The sequence below is a fragment of the Luteimonas sp. MC1782 genome (genome assembly GCF_014164605.1).
Classification (GTDB): domain Bacteria; phylum Pseudomonadota; class Gammaproteobacteria; order Xanthomonadales; family Xanthomonadaceae; genus Luteimonas.
Map to the genome: position 1 here is coordinate 30,540 of NZ_JACJFT010000003.1, position 18,015 is coordinate 48,554.

An 18,015-nucleotide genomic window follows, 5' to 3' on the forward strand; every position below is an offset into this window, starting at 1 on the left:
AATGGCTCGTTATATCGGTCCCACCTGTAAGCTCGCGCGCCGCGAAGGCGCCGACCTGTCGCTCAAGTCGCCCGCCCGCGCTCTTGATTCCAAGTGCAAGCTGGAGCAGAAGCCCGGCCAGCACGGTGCCGGCACCGGCGCCCGCCGGAGCAAGCTCTCCAACTACGCCATCCAGCTGCGTGAAAAGCAGAAGGTAAAGCGTATCTACGGCCTGCTCGAGCGCCAGTTCCGCAACTACTACAAGAAGGCCTCGACCAAGAAGGGCAACACGGGCGAGAACCTCCTGCAGCTGCTGGAAACCCGCCTCGACAACGTGATCTACCGCATGGGCTTCGCGGTCACCCGCCCGGCGGCCCGCCAGCTGGTCTCGCACCGCGGCGTCACGGTCAACGGCAAGCCCGTCAACCTGCCGTCCTACCTGGTCAAGGCTGGCGACGCGATTGCACTGTCCGAGAAGGCACAGAAGCAGCTCCGCGTGCAGGAGGCCCTGACGGTCTCTTCCACGATGGACCTGTCGCCCTCCTGGGTCGAGGTTGATTCGAAGAAGTTCAGCGGCGTGTTCAAGGCGGTCCCTGACCGCGGCGACCTGCCGGCTGACATCAACGAAGCGCTGATCGTCGAGCTGTATTCGAAGTAATTCACTTGGCCCGCCGGCGTCAGTCGACGGGCCCCAGGAGACACCAAACATGACGGTTACCGCCAACCAGGTCCTGCGCCCGCGTGGTCCCCAGATCGAGCGCATTACCGGCAATCGCGCGAAGGTCGTGATCGAGCCGCTCGAGCGCGGCTACGGCCACACGCTCGGCAATGCCCTGCGCCGCGTGCTGCTGTCCTCGATTCCCGGCTTCGCCATCACCGAAGTGGAGATGGACGGCGTGCTGCACGAGTACAGCACGATCGAAGGCCTGCAGGAGGACGTGCTCGAGGTGCTGTTGAACCTCAAGGACGTCGCCATCCGCATGGGCACCGGCGAAAGCGCCACCCTCACCCTGGCCAAGTCCGGCCCGGGCGTGGTGACCGCCGCCGACATCAAGACCGACCACAACGTCGAGATCCTCAACGGCGAGCATGTGATCTGCCATCTGACCAAGGATGCGTCGGTCAACATGCGCCTGAAGATCGAGCGTGGCTTCGGCTACCAGCCGGCCGCCGCGCGTCGTCGCCCGGACGACGAGACCCGCGTCATCGGCAGGCTCATGCTGGATGCGTCGTTCTCGCCGGTCCGCCGCGTGGCGTATGAAGTGGAAGCCGCACGCGTCGAGCAGCGCACCGACCTCGACAAGCTGGTTCTCGACATCGAGACCAATGGCACCATCGATGCCGAGGAAGCCGTGCGCACCGCCGCGGACATCCTCACCGACCAGTTGAGCGTGTTCGGCGATTTCACCCGCCGCACCGCCGGCCCCACGCAGCCGACCGCGCCTGGCGTCGACCCGATGCTGCTGCGTCCGATCGACGACCTCGAGCTGACGGTGCGTTCGGCCAATTGCCTCAAGGCCGAGAGCATCTACTACGTGGGCGACCTGATCCAGAAGACCGAGGTCGAGCTGCTCAAGACCCCGAACCTCGGCAAGAAGTCGCTGACCGAGATCAAGGAAGTCCTGGCCCAGCGTGGCCTTTCGCTCGGCATGAAGCTCGAGAACTGGCCGCCGGCCGGCGTCTCGGCGCACGGCATGCTCGGCTAAGACAGACAAACAGGAACCAAGACCATGCGCCACCAGAAATCCGGACGCAAGTTCAGCCGCACCAGCGCACACCGCGATGCCATGTTCACCAACATGGCGGCGTCGCTGATCAAGCATGAGCTGATCAAGACCACGCTTCCGAAAGCCAAGGAGCTGCGCCGCGTCGCAGAGCCGCTGATCACGATGTCGAAGACCGACGGCGTTGCCAATCGTCGCCTCGCCTTCTCGCGCCTGCGCGACAAGGAAGCGGTGGGCAAGCTGTTCGTCGAGCTTGGCCCGCGCTACCAGACGCGCCCGGGTGGCTACCTGCGCATCCTGAAGTGCGGTTTCCGCGACGGTGACAACGCGCCGATGGCGTACGTCGAGCTCGTGGATCGCCCGGAAGCGTCGGCCGAGTAACATCGCGGCATGCGCCACCTGTGAGAACCCCGGACCTGTTCCGGGGTTTTTGCTATGTTGACCGCCGTTTTCGGGAAGCCCTTGCCATGGTCCTCAATCCATTTCGCTGGTCGTTTCGCGCCCAGTGCCTGTCCGGTTTTGTCGCCTGCATCGCGCTGATCGGTTTTGCGATCTTCTCGCAGTTTGCGTGGGGGCTGGAGCCGTGCCCGCTGTGCATCTTCCAGCGCATCGCGTTCGCGGCGCTTGGCGTGGTGTTCCTGGTGGCGGCCGTGCATTCGCCGCGGGCATCGTCGACCCGGGCGTTCTACGGCGCGCTGGGCTTCCTCGCCGCGGCGGTGGGGATGGCGATTGCCGGTCGCCACGTCTGGATGCAGTTCAATCCGCCGGAGATCCCCGGCTGCGGGCCACCGTTGTCGTTCCTGCGCGAGACCATGTCGACCGGGAACGTGATCCGCAAGGTGCTGACCGGTACCGGCGACTGCGGCGCCGTGGACTGGACGTTCCTCGGGCTGTCGATGCCCGCGTGGAGCCTCGTGTGGTTCGTGCTGCTGGCCGCGCTGGTCGTGGTCGCGGGCTTCCGCAGCCGTCGCTCGCGCTGGGCGTGATCCGCCATTGCGGCGCGCGCCCAAGCGGCGGATGATGGTGTCGCTGCAGTGCAACAAAGACCGATACCCATGCCCGCCAACGACCGTGCCCTCCATTCCGTGAACCTGCCCGAGCAGTGGAGCCCGAGAAGCTGGCGCCAGCGCCGTGCCCTGCAGCTGCCGACGTATCCCGACGCGGACGAACTCGGCCGCGTGCAGGACGAGCTGCGCGCGCTGCCGCCGCTGGTCACGTCGTGGGAGATCCAGGCGCTCAAGCAACAGCTGGCCGAAGCGCAGGAAGGTCGACGCTTCCTGCTGCAGGGCGGCGACTGTGCCGAGAACTTCAGCGACTGCACATCGCAGGTGGTGTCCAACCGCCTCAAGGTGCTGCTGCAGATGAGCCTCGTGCTGGTGCATGGCCTGCGGTTGCCGGTGGTGCGCGTGGGGCGATTCGCCGGCCAGTACGCAAAGCCGCGCTCCGCCGATACCGAGACGCGTGGCGACCTCACCTTGCCCAGCTATCGCGGCGACATGGTCAACGGACCGGAGTTCACCGCTTCGGCGCGCATCCCCGACCCGCGGCGCATGGTGAAGGCGCATGCGCGTTCGGCGATGACCATGAATTTCGTGCGTTCGCTGATCGACGGCGGGTTTGCCGACCTGCACCACCCGGAATACTGGGACCTGGGCTGGGTGACGCATTCGCCGCTGGCCGACGACTACCACCGCATGGTCGCCAACATCGGTGACGCGGTGCGCTTCATGGAGACGCTGTCCGGGAGCGAGGTGCACAACCTCAACCGGGTCGACTTCTACACCTCGCACGAGGCGCTGCTGCTGCCGTACGAGGAGGCGCAGACGCGCCAGGTGCCGCGGCAGTGGGGCTGGTTCAATCTCAGCACCCACTTCCCGTGGATCGGCATGCGCACTGCGGCGCTCGATGGCGCGCACGCCGAATACTTCCGCGGCATCCGCAACCCGGTGGCGGTGAAGATCGGCCCGTCCGTGGAACCCGACGACCTGCTGCGCCTGGTCGACCTGCTGAACCCCGACGACGAACCCGGCCGGCTGAGCCTCATCTGCAGGATGGGCGCCGCCCACGTTGCCGACCGTCTGCCGCGCCTGCTGGACGCGGTCAAGCGAGACGGCCGCCGCGTGCTGTGGATCTGCGATCCGATGCACGGCAACACCGAAGCGACCAGCAACGGTTACAAGACCCGGCGCTTCGACAACATCCGCAGCGAGATCGAGCAGAGCTACGACCTGCACGCCGCGGCCGGCACGCGCCTCGGCGGCGTGCACCTCGAACTCACCGGCGAGGACGTCACCGAGTGCACCGGCGGTGCGCGCGACCTGGGCGAGATCGACCTCGAACGCGCCTACCGGTCATCGGTGGACCCGCGGCTCAACTACGAGCAGTCGCTTGAGATCGCGATGGCGATCGTGCGCAAGCAGGCGCAGCTGGCCACGCCCGCGCCGGCGTAAAGCTGCCACATCACGAAAGAGGTCTGGACCGCCGTGGTGGCCGGCAGGCCTTCGCGGCTCATGTCCCCCGGCATCCGCCTCACGGCGGGCGCCTCCTCCTTTACTTCCCCGCGAAGGCCTTCCGGCCACTTCGGGGCGGGGCGTGGTGCTGCAGGTTTCGGGGAAGCCAACGCGCGAGGTCGCGAGGTGTGCTCCTGGGCCACCGCGCAAGGCGGCGCCCCAGGCACCCGTGTCAGCAAAAAAAAGGCCCGGCATTGCCGGGCCTTTCCAGATCACGCCGCGCGGCTGGCGCGCTTGCGATCGGTTTCGCTGAGGTGCTTCTTGCGCAGGCGGATTTCCTTCGGGGTGACTTCGACCAGCTCGTCGTCCTCGATGAAGTCCAGCGCCTGCTCCAGCGTGTACTTGATCGCCGGCGTCAGCTTAATGGCGTCATCCTTGCCCGACGCACGCATGTTGGTCAGCGGCTTGGTCTTGATGGCATTGACGGTGAGGTCGTTGTCCTTCGAGTGGATGCCGATCAGCTGGCCCTCGTACACGTTGTCGCCCTCGGCCGCGAACAGCTTGCCGCGTTCTTCCAGCGGTCCCAGCGAGTAGGCGGGGGTGACGCCCGGCGCATTGGCGATCATCACGCCATTGGTGCGCTTGGCGATCGCGCCCTGTTCCTTCGGGCCGTAATGGTCGAACACATGGAACAGCAGGCCGGTGCCCTGGGTCAGCGTCTTGAACTCGTTCTGGAAGCCGATCAGGCCGCGGGCCGGGATCATGTAGTCCAGGCGCACGCGTCCCTTGCCGTCGGACTCCATGTTCTTCAGCTGGCCCTTGCGGATGCCGAGCTTCTCCATCACGCCGCCCTGGTGCACTTCCTCGATGTCGACCACCAGCTGCTCGACCGGCTCCATCTGCTGGCCGTCGATGGTCTTGATGATCACTTCGGGGCGCGACACGGCAAGCTCGAAGCCTTCGCGGCGCATGGTTTCGATCAGCACCGAGAGGTGCAGCTCGCCGCGGCCTGAGACCAGGAACTTGTCCGGGTCCGAGCCTTCCTCGACCTTGAGCGCGACGTTGTGCAGCGTCTCGCGTTCCAGGCGCTCGCGGATCTGGCGGCTGGTGATGAACTTGCCGCCGCTGCGGTCCTTGTTGCCGGCGAACGGCGAATTGTTGACCTGGAACGTCATGCTGATGGTCGGCTCGTCGACCGTCAGCGCAGGCAGCGCCTCGGGCGTGTCGAGCGCGCAGACGGTGTCGGAGATCGACAGGTCGGCGATGCCGGAGAGGGCGAGGATGTCGCCTGCCTTGCCTTCATCGACTTCGACGCGCTCCAGGCCGAGGAAGCCCAGCACCTGCATCACCTTGGCCTGGCGCTTCTTGCCGTGGCGGTCGACCACGCTCACCGGCATGTTGGTGCGCACCGTGCCGCGCTGGATGCGGCCGATGCCGATCAGGCCGACGAAGTTGTTGTAGTCCAGCTGGCTGATGCGCATCTGGAACGGGCCGTCCGGATCCACGGTGGGCGGCGGCACGTGCTTCATGATCGCTTCGTACAGCGGGGTCATGTCGCCGTCGCGGGCCGTGTCTTCCAGGCTCGCGTAGCCGTGCAGCGCCGACGCGTAGACGATCGGGAAGTCGAGCTGTTCGTTGGTGGCGCCGAGCTTGTCGAACAGGTCGAACACCTGGTCGATCACCCAGTCCGGGCGCGCGCCCGGGCGGTCGATCTTGTTGACCACGACGATCGGGTTGAATCCCATCGCGAACGCCTTCTGGGTCACGAAGCGCGTCTGCGGCATCGGTCCGTCCATGGCGTCGACGAGGATCAGCACCGAGTCGACCATCGACAGCACGCGCTCGACCTCGCCACCGAAGTCGGCGTGTCCAGGGGTGTCGACGATGTTGATGCGGTTGCCATTCCAGTTGATGGCGGTGTTCTTGGAGAGGATCGTGATGCCACGTTCCTTTTCCTGGTCGTTGCTGTCCATCATCCGCTCGGCCGTGACCGTGCGTTCGTTGAACGTACCGGATTGCTTGAGCAGGCAATCGACGAGGGTGGTCTTGCCGTGGTCGACGTGGGCGACGATGGCGATATTGCGGAGGCGTTCGATGGACATCGGGAAAGCCGCACCTGGGTGCCGTTGTCGGGCAGGGCGCGCGGGACCTTGTTTTGGGAAGCCCGGTAGTATACAGCCCCATCCGCTGGCGTCATCTAGTGTTGGAATCCGCCCCGGCGGCTCCATATCGTCGCCACGGTGCCGTCGCCCCGACGAGGTCCGTCAGCCGCGCCCGGGCCGGCCCTTCCAGCATCCCTCCACCAGGAATCCACCATGTCCCTGAATGCCGTTTTCGACACCGCCCGTGGCCAGATCAAGGTCGAGCTCTACCCCGACAAGGCCCCGCTCACGGTCGCCAGCTTCGTCAACCTCGCCAGGCACGGCTTCTACGACGGCCTGAGCTTCCACCGGGTGATTCCGGACTTCATGGTCCAGGGCGGCTGCCCCCAGGGCACCGGTACCGGCGGCCCCGGCTACAAGTTCGAGGACGAGACCGGCAACGGCGTGAAGCATGAGCGCGGCGTGCTGTCGATGGCCAACGCCGGCCCCAACACCAATGGCAGCCAGTTCTTCATCACCCACATCAAGACCGACTGGCTCGACGGCAAGCACACCGTCTTCGGCAAGGTCGTGGAAGGCCTGGACGTGGTCGATGCGATCAAGCAGGGCGACGCCATTACCTCGGTGACCGTGCAGGGTGACGTCGACGCCGCGCTGGCGGCCAAGCCGGAGCGCGTCGCCGAGTGGAACCGCATCCTCTCCGCGTGACCCGTGCCGCCCTGCGACGCGCCGCCGCGTGCGGCCGCGCAGGGCCCCGGCGATGCCCGGGCTGTTAGAATAACCGGCTGAAATACGCGCGGCGCGGCCACCGGCCCGCCGCCCAGCCCACCCAACTCCCGAGGTTCCGCGATGCTGCAGCTCGCCAAGCGAATGGGCCGCGCCAAGCCCAGCGCGATCATGGTCGTGGCCGAAAAGGCCAAGCGTCTCAAGGCCGAAGGCCGCGACATCATCAGTTTCTCGATCGGTGTTCCCAACTTCCTGCCCGGCGAGCATGTCTACGCCGCCGCGCGCCAGGCGCTGGAGCACGATTCCGGCCAGTACGGCAGCAACCGCGGCGCCAACGAGCTGCTGGATGCCTTCCTGGCGCACATGCAGGCGCTCGGCCTCGACGGCTACACCCGTGCCAACTGCGCCACCGGCGTGGGCGCCAAGCACGTGCTCTACAACCTGGCGGAAGCGCTGCTGGACGAGGGCGACGGGTTCGCCTTCGCTACCCCGTACTGGACCAGCTACCTGGACATCGGCGAGATCGTCGGCGCGGACATCCAGCTGCTGCCGTGCCCGCCCGAGCAGGACTACAAGCTCAGCCCCGCGCAGCTCGACGCCGCGCTGGCGAAGAAGCCGAAGGTGTTCCTGTTCAACAACCCATCCAACCCGACGGGCATGGTCTACACCCGGGACGAGATCAGCGCGCTGGCCGACGTGTTCGCCCGCCATCCGGACACCTGGATCATCACCGACGACATCTACAACACCATGGTGTTCGACGGTGTCGGCTACCACAACTTCGTGCAGGCGCGCCCCGAGCTGCGCGACCGGGTGATCTTCGTGGACTCGCTGTCCAAGACCTACGGCATGCCGGGCTGGCGCGCAGGCTTCATGGCCGGTCCGGAGGTCGTGGCCCAGGCCGTGACCACCATGAACTCCAACCACATCACCAACCTGCCGGAGATCGTCACTGCGGCCGCCGTCGCCGCGCTGTCGGGCCCGCAGGACGTGCCGGCGGCGCGTTGTGCCGAGTTCCAGGCCAAGCGCGACCAGGTGGTGGCGGCGCTGCGCGCGATCCCGGGCGTGGTCTGCCCGGTGCCGCAGGGCGCGTTCTATGCCTTCCCGGACATCAGCGTGGCCTACGGCAAGTCGCACGCCGGCAAAGTGATCGCCAACGACGTCGACTTCTGCGCGGCGCTGCTTGAAGCCAAGGGCGTCGCTTGCGTGCCGGGCTCCGCCTTCGGCGAGCCGCGCGGCATGCGCATCAGCTACACCTGCCCGACACCGCAGCTGGCGCCCGGGCTCGAGCGCATCCAGGCGTTCTTCGCCGAACTCCAGTAATTCCCCACGACAACCCCCACACCCCGGAGTCCCCGCACTGATGAACGCCCCCGTCCGAGTTGCCGTCACCGGCGCCGCCGGCCAGATCGGCTATGCGCTCCTGTTCCGCATCGCCTCCGGCGAAATGCTGGGTCGTGACCAGCCCGTGATCCTGCAGATGCTCGAGCTGCCGATGGAGAAGGCCCAGGCCGCGCTCAAGGGCGTGATGATGGAGCTGGAAGACTGCGCGTTCCCGCTGCTGGCCGGCATGGTCGGCACCGACGACCCCGAGGTCGCGTTCAAGGACGCCGACGTCGCCGTACTGGTCGGCGCGCGCCCGCGTGGCCCCGGCATGGAGCGCAAGGACCTGCTGCTCGAGAACGCCAAGATCTTCACCGCACAGGGCGCGGCGCTGAACAAGGTCGCCAGCCGCGACGTCAAGGTGCTGGTGGTCGGCAACCCGGCCAACACCAACGCCTACATCGCGATGAAGTCGGCGCCGGACCTTCCGGCCGCCAACTTCACCGCCATGCTGCGCCTCGACCACAACCGCGCGCTCAGCCAGTTGGCCAACAAGGCCGGCGTGGCCGTGGGTGACATCGAGAAGCTGGTCGTCTGGGGCAACCACAGCCCGACCATGTATCCCGACTACCGCTTCGCCACCGTCAACGGTGCGTCGCTGAAGGACAAGGTCAACGACGCCGACTGGAATGCCAACGCCTTCATTCCGCAGGTCGGCAAGCGCGGTGCGGCGATCATCGAGGCGCGCGGGCTGTCCTCGGCGGCGTCGGCGGCGAATGCGGCCATCGACCACATCCGCGACTGGGTGCTGGGCAGCAAGGGCAAGTGGGTGACCATGGGCGTGCCGTCGGACGGCAGCTACGGCATTCCCGAGGGCATCATCTACGGAGTGCCGGTGACCACCCAAGGCGGCGTGTACACGCGCGTCGAGGGCCTCGAGGTGGACGCATTCAGCCGCGCCGCCATGGACAGGACCCTCGCCGAGCTCGAAGAGGAACGCGCCGGCGTGGCGCACCTGCTCGGTTGAGGCCAGGCGCCAGGCGATACTGGGAAAACCGGGCGCGTGCCCGGTTTTTTCGTTTCCGGGCCGCGACGGCCACCACCCGCCGCTGCCGCGCGGCGCTTGCCATCGGGCGCAGGCATGGACCATCGTCGTAGTGCGCGGGTACGGCCGACCGCCCAGGCTGTTCGAACCCACGGGAGGCAGACATGCGCTACGAAGACTTCCACCGCCGTTCGATCGAGGAGCCGGAAGCGTTCTGGGCCGAACAGGCCCGTGCGATCCATTGGCACAGGCAGCCCCAGTCGATCCTCGACTACGCCAACCCGCCGTTCCGCAGCTGGTTCGCCGGCGGCGAGACCAACCTCTGCCACAACGCCATCGATCGCCACCTCGCCGCGCGTGGCGACCAGCTTGCGCTGGTGGCGGTCTCGAGCGAGACCGGCGGCACGCGCGAATACTCCTATCGCGAACTGCACCGCGAGGTGAGCACCTTCGCCGCTGTGCTCAAGTCGCTCGACGTGGGCCGGGGCGACCGCGTGGTGGTCTACATGCCCAACATTGCGGAGGCCGTGTTCGCCATGCTCGCCTGCGCGCGGATCGGCGCAGTGCATTCGGTGGTGTTCGGCGGGTTTGCCGCGCACAACCTCGCGGTGCGCATCGACGATGCCGAGCCGAAGCTCCTGATCGCAGCCGACGCAGGCAGCCGCGGCGGCAAGGTCATTCCCTACAAGCCACTGGTGGATGCCGCCTGCGAGCAGGCGAAGTCGCCACCGGCACGCGTGCTGATGGTCGACCGCGGCCTCGCGCCATACGCCCGCACCGACGGCCGCGACGTCGACTACGACGAGGCGCGCCGCCAGTACGCGCATGCCGAGGTGCCGGTGCAATGGCTGGAATCCAACGAACCCAGCTACCTGCTGTACACGTCCGGCACCACCGGCAAGCCCAAGGGCGTGCAGCGCGACGTCGGTGGCTACGCCGTCGCCATGGCGCTCTCGATGTGGTCGATCTACGACGTGCGCGCCGGCCAGGTGATGTTCTCCACCTCCGACGTGGGGTGGGCCGTGGGCCACTCGTACAACGTCTACGGCCCGTTGATCGCCGGCGCCACGACCATCCTGTACGAAGGACTGCCCACGACGCCCGATGCCGGCATCTGGTGGCGCATCTGCGAGCAATACGGCGTGCGCACCATGTTCTCCTCGCCGACCGCGGTGCGCGTGCTGAAGAAGCAGGACCCGGCCTGGCTCACGAAGTACGACCTCTCCGCGCTGAAGTACCTGTTCCTTGCCGGCGAGCCGCTCGACGAGCCCACCGCGCACTGGATCAACGAAGGCCTGGGCAAGACCATCATCGACAACTACTGGCAGACCGAGACCGGCTGGCCGGTGCTGTCGCTGATGCCCGGCGTGGAACTGAAGCCGGTGAAGTTCGGCTCGCCCGGGCTGCCGACGCCGGGCTACGACTTGCGCGTGATTGACGAGGCCACCGGCGAGGAAGCCGCGCCCGGGCAGAAGGGCGTGCTGGTGATCAGGCCGCCGCTGCCACCAGGCTGCATGACCACCGTGTGGCGCGACGACGAGCGCTTCCTGTCCAGCTATTTCTCGCACTTCAAGGAGCTGCTCTACAGCTCGCTGGACTGGGCGATCCGCGACGAGGACGGCTACACGTTCATCCTGGGCCGCACCGATGACGTCATCAATGTCGCGGGCCATCGCCTGGGCACGCGCGAGATCGAGGAATCGGTCTCCAGCCACCCCGGCGTTGCCGAGGTCGCGGTGATCGGCGTGCACGACGAGCTCAAGGGCCAGGTGCCGGTGGTGTTCGCCACGCTCAAGCGGGCCGCGGATTCGGCGATGGCGGCGCAGGAGATGCAGGGCAGGGTGGTGGAGCAGCTCGGTGCGATCGCGCGCCCGGCGCGGGTATACGTGGTGGGTGCGCTGCCCAAGACCCGCTCCGGCAAGCTGCTGCGGCGCTCGATCCAGGCGCTCGCCGAGTCCCGCGATCCCGGCGACCTGTCGACGCTCGACGACCCCGGCTCGCTGGAGGAGATCCGCGATGCGCTGGAGCGCGGGGCGGATGCCGGCAGCTGAGCCCGCGAAGCGCGCCCGCGGCAGGACCGCGCCGCGCGCTCGGATAGAATGACGGTCCCGCAACACGCAGGTTCGCCATGTCCCAGTCGACCTCATCGGGCGCGCGTTTCCGCGCCGCCGTCGCCGCCGAATCCCCGCTGCAGGTGATGGGCGCCATCACCGCCTATGCCGGCCTCATGGCCCGGCGCGTGGGCTACAAGGCGCTGTATCTCTCCGGCGGGGGCGTGGCCGCCAACTCGCTGGGCGTGCCGGACCTCGGCATCAGCACCATGGAAGACGTGCTGGTCGACGCGCGCCGCATCGTCGACGCCACCGGCCTGCCGCTGCTGGTCGACATCGACACCGGCTGGGGTGGCGCGTTCAACATCGCGCGCACCGTCCGCTCGTTCGAGCGCGCCGGCGTGGCCGCGGTGCACATGGAAGACCAGGTGGGGCAGAAGCGCTGCGGCCACCGCCCCAACAAGGAAGTCGTGCCGAAGGCGGAGATGGTGGACCGGGTGAAGGCCGCGGTCGATGGCCGCAGCGATGCCGGCTTCGTGATCATGGCGCGCACCGATGCCGCCGCGGTCGAAGGCATCGACGCCGCGATCGAACGCGCGGTCGCCTACGTCGAGGCCGGCGCAGACATGATTTTCCCGGAGGCGATGAACTCGCTCGCCGACTACGCGCGCTTCAAGGATGCGGTGAAGGTGCCGATCCTCGCCAACCTCACCGAGTTCGGCTCCACGCCGTTCTTCACCACCGACGAGCTGCGCGGCGCCGGCGTCGACATCGCGCTGTACTGCTGTGGCGCGTATCGCGCCATGAACAAGGCCGCGCTGAACTTCTACGAGACCGTGCGTCGCGAGGGCACGCAGAAGGGCATCGTCGACACCATGCAGACGCGCGCCGAGCTGTACGACTACCTCGGCTACCACGCCTACGAGGACAAGCTGGACGCGTTGTTCGCCAGCGAAGAGTGACGCGTCGCGGGCCGCCGCGTCTGCGCGCGCGCCTACCACCCCGATACCAGATCCGGAGCATGCACATGAGCAATACCGCACCCACCCCGCCGAAGCCGAAGAAGTCGGTGGCGTTGTCCGGCACGCCCGCCGGCAACACCGCGCTGTGCACGGTGGGCCGCAGCGGCAACGACCTGCATTACCGCGGTTACGACATCCTCGATTTCGCGACCACCGCCGAGTTCGAGGAGATCGCCTACCTGCTGGTGCACGGCAAGCTGCCGTCCAAGCCGGAGCTTGCCGGCTACAAGGCCAAGCTGAAGTCGCTGCGCGGCATCCCGGCGTCGGTCAAGGCCGCGCTCGAGGAGCTGCCGCCGTCGGCGCACCCGATGGACGTCATGCGCACCGCGGTCTCCGTCCTCGGCTGTGTGCAGCCGGAAAAGGACGACCACAACCATCCCGGCGCGCGCGACATCGCCGACAAGCTGATGGCGTCGCTGGGTTCGATGCTGCTGTACTGGTACCACTACAGCCACAACGGCCGGGTCATCGATGTCGAGACCGACGACGACACCATCGGCGGGCATTTCCTGCACCTGCTGCACGGCGAGCCGCCACCGGAGTCGTGGGTGCGCGCCATGCACACCTCGCTGATCCTCTACGCCGAGCACGAGTTCAACGCGTCCACGTTCACCGCGCGCGTCATCGCCGGCACCGGCAGCGACATGCATTCGTGCATCAGCGGCGCGATCGGCGCGCTGCGCGGGCCGAAGCACGGTGGTGCAAACGAGGTCGCGTTCGAGGTGCAGAAGCGCTACGACAGCGCCGACGAGGCCGAGGCCGACATCAGGGAGCGCGTGGGCCGCAAGGAAGTGGTGATCGGCTTCGGCCACCCGGTCTACACCGTCGGCGATCCGCGCAACGACGTGATCAAGCAGGTCGCCAAGGACCTGTCCGCCGAACGCGAGGACATGCGCATGTACGACATCGCCGAGCGCCTGGAGACGGTGATGTGGGACATCAAGAAGATGTTCCCCAACCTCGACTGGTTCAGCGCGGTGAGCTACCACATGATGGGCGTGCCGACGGCGATGTTCACGCCGTTGTTCGTGCTGGCGCGCACCAGTGGCTGGAGCGCGCATGTCATCGAGCAGCGCATCGACGGCAAGATCATCCGCCCCAGCGCCAACTACACCGGTCCTGAAGACCGCGCCTGGGTGCCGCTCGCCGCGCGCGACTGACGGATCCGGGTCCGTGAAATGAAAACGGCGCCCAGGGGGCGCCGTTTTCGTGTGTGGCGTTGCGGAGTGCCTCAGGCAAGGCCTTCCGCCTTGAGCGTTGCCTGCACGCCGGGGTCGGCGTCCATGCGCGCCTTGAAGGCGGCGATGTTGTCGAGGCCGGCCATGTCCACGCCGGTGCCATGTGCCCAGCGCACGGTCATGTAGAAATAAGGGTCGGCAAAACTGCGGAATCCCGCCAGCCACGTGTTGTCGGCGAGCTGCCTGTCGGCGGATTCCATCAGTCCGCGCACCAGCGTCCGTGCCGCTGCCTTGACCGCATCGTGCTCCGACTCCTCACCGATGTAGCGGGCTGGCGAGAACATCGGCTTGAACGCCGGATGCACATCGGAGTTGACGAAGGCCAGCCAGCGGGTGGCCTCGGCACGCTCGCGCGCCGATCCGTCGCCGCCCAGTCCCGCCTGCGGATGGGTGTCGGCGATGTAGCCCATGATCGCGGCGTTCTGGGTGAGCACGAAGTCGCCGTCGACCAGCGCCGGCACGGCGCCCGCGGGATTGATGGCGAGGTAGGCCGGCGCCTTCATCGACGGGCCGTCGAGGATCTCGGCCTGGAACGGGCCGCCGGCCCACTGCAGGGCGATGTGGACGGCCGTCGAGCAGGCGCCCGGCTTGGTGTACAGCTTCATGTGCGGCTCCAGTTGGAAGACCCCGCCATCATCGGCGCTAGCCGCCGCCCGCTCAATGCGGGGGCTTCGCCCGCATCAGGTCTTCGGCTTCAGGCTCTGCACTTTCAGGAACGTGTGGTCGCCGATCGTGGCGACCTGGTAGGCGTTGCGCCAGCTCGGGCTGGCGATCGCATGCGCCAGGAAGTGGCTGGCACCGGGTACGACTTCCTTGCGCTCGCCCGCGGGCAACGCCCAGTTGTGCTGGGACTCCAGCGCGATCGTCACCGCCTGCGACCAGGCTTCGGTGTTGGTCAGGCGCGTCCGCGGCGACACGATGGTCGGCGCGAACTGTTTGCGCGCGGTGACCACGTCGCACACGGAATCGCCCCACAGGCCGCTGTCGGTGCGGCGCAGGGCCACTTCGGCCACGGCGCGCTGGCCAAGGACGGACTGGTCCCGGGCCTCAAGGTAAAGCGTGGTGCTCAGGCAGAGTGAATCCGCGGCCTGTGGTGGCAGCACTGAGGCCAGCCACAGGATCCAGGCGAGTTTCATGACGACTCCTTGCTCCGTTGCGTCGGGCGCTACGGCGCAACCCGTCCAAATGGATTCGGGAAGCCGCTGTCGCGGACCGGCATGGCGTGTTGGGGAGGGCGGCGGCACTCTGTGGCGCATTTGCTGCCCGGGCGCGAACCCGCAGGGTTGCGTGTCGCGCCGGTTCCGCCGAAGAAGCGGCGGGAAAGTGGGCGCACCTTAATGCGCGTTTTAAAAACCTCACCTGAACGCGTGGCGAGCGCGGCACTTGCCGCGTTCACGCCATCCGGCTAGAACGCGGCCGCGAGACGGGAGCCCTGGTCGATGGCGCGCTTGGCGTCGAGTTCGGCCGCCACATCCGCGCCACCGATGACATGCATCTCGATTCCCGCATCGCGCAGCGGCCCGGCCAGGTCGCGTCGCGACTCCTGCCCGGCGCAGACCACGACATGGTCCACCGGCAGCAAGCGGGCTTCGTCGCCGACCCGCAGGTGCAGGCCGTCATCGTCGATGCGCTCGTACGCGATGCCACCCAGCATCTGCACGCGCTTGCTCTTGAGCGTCGCGCGATGGATCCATCCGGTGGTCTTGCCAAGGCGCGCGCCGGGCCGGCCCGGACTGCGTTGCAGCAACCAGACTTCTCGCGCCGGTGCCTCGGGCCGGGCAGCCACCAGGCCGCCGCTCGTGGCGAAGCGGGGGTCCACGCCCCATTCGGCCATCCATCGCGCCGGATCGAGACTGGGCGAGGGGCCTTCCTGCACCAGAAATTCGGCCACGTCGAAGCCGATCCCGCCCGCGCCGATGATCGCCACGCGGCGGCCGGGGACGACCTCACCGCGCAGGACTTCGGCGTAGCCGAGGACCTTGGGATGGTCGTGACCCGGCAGGTCCACCCCGCGCGGCGTCACGCCCGTTGCCAGCACCACGGCATCGAAGCCGGCCAGCAGCGCAGGCGTGGCGGTGGTGCAAAGGTGCAGCGCTACCCCGGTCTCGGCGATGCGCTCGCGGAAGTAGCGCACGGTCTCGTCGAACTCTTCCTTGCCCGGCACGCGCCGCGCAAGGTTGAACTGCCCGCCGATCTCAGCGGCGGCGTCGAACAGCGTGACCGCGTGCCCGCGCTGCGCCGCGACCGTGGCGCAGGCCAGCCCGGCCGGTCCCGCGCCCACGACCGCGATGCGTCGAGGCGACGCAGTCGCGGCGTAGTTGAGTTCGGTCTCGTGGCAGGCACGGGGATTGACCAGGCAGCTTGCGCGACGGTTCTGGAAGACATGGTCCAGGCAGGCCTGGTTGCAGGCGATGCAGGTGTTGATGGCCTGCGGCCGGCCGGCGCGCGCCTTGGCCACCCACTGCGGATCGGCGAGCAGCGGGCGTGCCATCGACACCATGTCGGCGGCGCCCGTGGCCAGGATGCGCTCGGCCACGTCCGGCATGTTGATGCGGTTGGTCGCCACCACCGGCAGCGACACCAGCGGACGCAGCTTGGCGGTCACGCCTGCGAAGACGCCGCGTGGCACCGATGTGGCGATCGTCGGCACGCGCGCCTCGTGCCAGCCGATGCCGGTATTGAGGATGGTGGCGCCGGCGGCCTCGACCGCGCGGGCCTGCGCCACGATCGCGTCCCAGTCATTGCCGCCGTCGACCAGGTCGAGCATCGACAGGCGGTAGATGATGATGAAGTCGGGTCCGCAGGCCTCGCGCACCCGGCGCACGATCTCCACCGCGAAGCGCATGCGGTTTTCGACGCTGCCGCCCCAACGGTCGTCGCGCTGGTTGGTCCGCGCCACCGTGAACTGGTTCAGCAGGTAGCCTTCGGAACCCATGATCTCCACGCCGTCGTAGCCGCCGTCGCGGGCGAGCCGGGCGGCGATGGCGAATGCCGTGATCTGCCGCTCGACGGCGCGCGCCGAGAGCGCACGTGGCGTGAACGGATTGATCGGCGCCTTCAGCCGCGATGCCGACACCGACAGCGGGTGGTACGCGTAGCGCCCCGCGTGCAGCAGCTGCACGCAGATCCGTGCGCCGTGGGCGTGCACGGCCGACGTCACCTGGCGATGCTTGGCCGATTCCCAGGGCCAGCTCAGCTTGCCGGCAAAGGGCTTCAGCCAGCCGACCACGTTGGGTGCAAACCCGCCGGTGACGATCAGCCCGACGCCGCCTTCGGCGCGCTCCGCGAAATAGGCGGCAAGCTTCGGGAAATCGCGGCGATGGTCCTCGAGGCCGGTATGCATCGACCCCATCAGCACCCGGTTGCGCAGGGTGGTGAAGCCGAGGTCCAGCGGCGCGAACAGATGCGGATACAAGGGTGCGTCGGGCATGCCGCTGGCGCGAGGTGAGGATCGCGCACAGTGCCGGGAATGCGCCGGGGCGGCAAGGCGGCGCGCGACGGCGCGCAGCTAATTGTTATCTGGGTGTTAACGCCGTCTTCACGGGCCCGAACCTAACCTGCCTCGCGATGGTGGCCAGCGTGGCGGCCATCTTTCCCCCAACACGATAGCGACCGCTGACTTCCGCCTGGTCCGTCGAAGCGACCCAAGGAGCCCTAACGACATGAACAAGAAACTGCTTTGCACGGCCATCCTGATTGGTGGACTGGGCGTTGCGCAGGCTGCCTCCGCGCAGGATTTCGATGATCGCTGGTACATCACCGGCAGCGCCGGTTTCAACTTGCAGGACAATGACCGCGGTACCAATAACGCGCCGTTCGGAACCCTGGGCGTGGGCAAGTTCCTGAACCCGAACTGGTCGTTTGACGCCGAACTGAACTATCAGAACCCGAATCACGAAGACAATCAGGATCTGAACTGGAGCCAGTACGGCATTTCGTTCGATGCCCGCCGCCACTTCGTGACCGAAGGCCGCTCGTGGAACCCGTACCTGCTGATGGGGCTGGGTTATCAGCGCGAAGAGATTGAAACGGACAACTTCCCCAATCCGGACTCGCCGTTCCACGAAGAGGAAGGCGCGATCGCCGGCAAGTTCGGCGTCGGCCTGCAGGGTGGTACCGGACGCGTGAAGGTCCGCACCGAGCTCGCCTATCGTGCCGTGGCCATTGACGACACCCGCGCCCAGTTTCTGAACGACGATCCGCCGCCGGAGCGCAACGACGGTGAAGACTGGTTCGGCGACGTGCTGGCCTCGGTCGGCGTCGTGATCCCGCTCGGCCCGGAGCCGACCGCGCCGGTCGCCCCGGCCCCGGTGGCCCCGAGCTGCGCCGACATGGACAGCGACGGCGACGGCGTG

16 protein-coding genes are annotated in these 18,015 nt (G+C 67.6%); 12 read left to right on the forward strand and 4 right to left on the reverse strand.

What is annotated here, in order from left to right:
* The first annotated feature begins 1 nt into the window (after window position 1).
* The 5 genes from rpsD to H5368_RS13110 all read left to right on the forward strand — a co-directional run bounded on the left by rpsD (window position 2) and on the right by H5368_RS13110 (window position 4,153).
* Window positions 2-637 (forward strand): 30S ribosomal protein S4, encoded by a 636-nt coding sequence (gene rpsD / locus H5368_RS13090; protein WP_182825410.1) that lies wholly within the window; start codon window positions 2-4, stop codon window positions 635-637.
* Between the two features lie 49 nt (window positions 638-686).
* Entirely contained in the window at window positions 687-1,685 is a 999-nt protein-coding gene (gene rpoA / locus H5368_RS13095; protein WP_182825412.1) for a DNA-directed RNA polymerase subunit alpha, read from the forward strand.
* Window positions 1,686-1,709: 24 nt separating this feature from the next.
* Window positions 1,710-2,084 (forward strand): 50S ribosomal protein L17, encoded by a 375-nt coding sequence (gene rplQ, locus H5368_RS13100; protein ID WP_182825414.1) that lies wholly within the window; start codon window positions 1,710-1,712, stop codon window positions 2,082-2,084.
* 86 nt (window positions 2,085-2,170) lie between these two features.
* The gene (locus tag H5368_RS13105; RefSeq protein ID WP_182825416.1) at window positions 2,171-2,689 is read left to right on the forward strand and encodes a disulfide bond formation protein B; all 519 of its coding nucleotides are present in this window, start codon (window positions 2,171-2,173) and stop codon (window positions 2,687-2,689) included.
* Window positions 2,690-2,758: 69 nt separating this feature from the next.
* Complete coding sequence (locus tag H5368_RS13110) at window positions 2,759-4,153, forward strand: 3-deoxy-7-phosphoheptulonate synthase class II (protein WP_182825418.1); 1,395 nt, start codon at window positions 2,759-2,761, stop codon at window positions 4,151-4,153.
* A 272-nt stretch (window positions 4,154-4,425) separates the two neighbouring features.
* Here H5368_RS13110 and typA read toward each other — a convergent pair whose 3' ends face one another.
* Window positions 4,426-6,255 (reverse strand): translational GTPase TypA, encoded by a 1,830-nt coding sequence (gene typA, locus H5368_RS13115; RefSeq protein ID WP_182825420.1) that lies wholly within the window; start codon window positions 6,253-6,255, stop codon window positions 4,426-4,428.
* 213 nt (window positions 6,256-6,468) lie between these two features.
* Between typA and H5368_RS13120 the strand changes: the two genes are divergently transcribed.
* The 6 genes from H5368_RS13120 (at window position 6,469) to prpC (ending at window position 13,582) form a co-directional block, all read left to right on the forward strand.
* Window positions 6,469-6,963, forward strand: coding sequence for a peptidylprolyl isomerase (locus tag H5368_RS13120; RefSeq protein ID WP_182825423.1), 495 nt, complete (start codon window positions 6,469-6,471; stop codon window positions 6,961-6,963).
* A gap of 141 nt (window positions 6,964-7,104) precedes the next feature.
* A complete protein-coding gene (locus tag H5368_RS13125; protein ID WP_182825425.1) occupies window positions 7,105-8,304 on the forward strand; it encodes an aminotransferase class I/II-fold pyridoxal phosphate-dependent enzyme in 1,200 nt (399 codons plus the stop codon).
* A gap of 40 nt (window positions 8,305-8,344) precedes the next feature.
* Entirely contained in the window at window positions 8,345-9,331 is a 987-nt protein-coding gene (locus H5368_RS13130) for a malate dehydrogenase (protein ID WP_182825427.1), read from the forward strand.
* Between the two features lie 182 nt (window positions 9,332-9,513).
* Window positions 9,514-11,400: a propionate--CoA ligase gene (gene prpE, locus H5368_RS13135; RefSeq protein WP_182825429.1), complete on the forward strand. Its 1,887-nt coding sequence runs from the start codon at window positions 9,514-9,516 to the stop codon at window positions 11,398-11,400.
* Between the two features lie 77 nt (window positions 11,401-11,477).
* Window positions 11,478-12,362: a methylisocitrate lyase gene (gene prpB / locus H5368_RS13140; protein WP_182825431.1), complete on the forward strand. Its 885-nt coding sequence runs from the start codon at window positions 11,478-11,480 to the stop codon at window positions 12,360-12,362.
* A gap of 65 nt (window positions 12,363-12,427) precedes the next feature.
* On the forward strand, window positions 12,428-13,582 hold the full coding sequence (gene prpC / locus H5368_RS13145; RefSeq protein WP_182825433.1) for a 2-methylcitrate synthase: 1,155 nt from the start codon (window positions 12,428-12,430) through the stop codon (window positions 13,580-13,582).
* A gap of 71 nt (window positions 13,583-13,653) precedes the next feature.
* Here the strand turns inward: prpC and H5368_RS13150 are convergent, their stop codons facing one another.
* The 3 genes from H5368_RS13150 to H5368_RS13160 form a co-directional block, all read right to left on the reverse strand.
* Window positions 13,654-14,265 (reverse strand): glutathione S-transferase N-terminal domain-containing protein, encoded by a 612-nt coding sequence (locus tag H5368_RS13150; RefSeq protein WP_182825435.1) that lies wholly within the window; start codon window positions 14,263-14,265, stop codon window positions 13,654-13,656.
* Window positions 14,266-14,340: 75 nt separating this feature from the next.
* On the reverse strand, window positions 14,341-14,796 hold the full coding sequence (locus H5368_RS13155) for a cell wall hydrolase (protein WP_182825437.1): 456 nt from the start codon (window positions 14,794-14,796) through the stop codon (window positions 14,341-14,343).
* 269 nt (window positions 14,797-15,065) lie between these two features.
* Window positions 15,066-17,090, reverse strand: coding sequence for an NADPH-dependent 2,4-dienoyl-CoA reductase (locus H5368_RS13160; RefSeq protein ID WP_182825439.1), 2,025 nt, complete (start codon window positions 17,088-17,090; stop codon window positions 15,066-15,068).
* Window positions 17,091-17,322: 232 nt separating this feature from the next.
* On the opposite strand from H5368_RS13160, the gene H5368_RS13165 reads away from it, so the two are divergent.
* The coding region (locus H5368_RS13165) for a porin family protein (protein ID WP_182825441.1) at window positions 17,323-18,015 on the forward strand (693 nt) is incomplete at its 3' end.

Excerpts from the sequence above, each read along its gene's own strand:
- rpsD (WP_182825410.1), top strand. The coding sequence starts at position 2 with ATGGCTCGTTATATCGGTCCCACCTGTAAGCTCGCGCGCCGCGAAGGC.
- rpoA (WP_182825412.1), top strand. The coding sequence starts at position 687 with ATGACGGTTACCGCCAACCAGGTCCTGCGCCCGCGTGGTCCCCAGATC.
- rplQ (WP_182825414.1), top strand. The coding sequence starts at position 1,710 with ATGCGCCACCAGAAATCCGGACGCAAGTTCAGCCGCACCAGCGCACAC.
- H5368_RS13105 (WP_182825416.1), top strand. The coding sequence starts at position 2,171 with ATGGTCCTCAATCCATTTCGCTGGTCGTTTCGCGCCCAGTGCCTGTCC.
- H5368_RS13110 (WP_182825418.1), top strand. The coding sequence starts at position 2,759 with ATGCCCGCCAACGACCGTGCCCTCCATTCCGTGAACCTGCCCGAGCAG.
- typA (WP_182825420.1), bottom strand. The coding sequence starts at position 6,255 with ATGTCCATCGAACGCCTCCGCAATATCGCCATCGTCGCCCACGTCGAC.
- H5368_RS13120 (WP_182825423.1), top strand. The coding sequence starts at position 6,469 with ATGTCCCTGAATGCCGTTTTCGACACCGCCCGTGGCCAGATCAAGGTC.
- H5368_RS13125 (WP_182825425.1), top strand. The coding sequence starts at position 7,105 with ATGCTGCAGCTCGCCAAGCGAATGGGCCGCGCCAAGCCCAGCGCGATC.
- H5368_RS13130 (WP_182825427.1), top strand. The coding sequence starts at position 8,345 with ATGAACGCCCCCGTCCGAGTTGCCGTCACCGGCGCCGCCGGCCAGATC.
- prpE (WP_182825429.1), top strand. The coding sequence starts at position 9,514 with ATGCGCTACGAAGACTTCCACCGCCGTTCGATCGAGGAGCCGGAAGCG.
- prpB (WP_182825431.1), top strand. The coding sequence starts at position 11,478 with ATGTCCCAGTCGACCTCATCGGGCGCGCGTTTCCGCGCCGCCGTCGCC.
- prpC (WP_182825433.1), top strand. The coding sequence starts at position 12,428 with ATGAGCAATACCGCACCCACCCCGCCGAAGCCGAAGAAGTCGGTGGCG.
- H5368_RS13150 (WP_182825435.1), bottom strand. The coding sequence starts at position 14,265 with ATGAAGCTGTACACCAAGCCGGGCGCCTGCTCGACGGCCGTCCACATC.
- H5368_RS13155 (WP_182825437.1), bottom strand. The coding sequence starts at position 14,796 with ATGAAACTCGCCTGGATCCTGTGGCTGGCCTCAGTGCTGCCACCACAG.
- H5368_RS13160 (WP_182825439.1), bottom strand. The coding sequence starts at position 17,090 with ATGCCCGACGCACCCTTGTATCCGCATCTGTTCGCGCCGCTGGACCTC.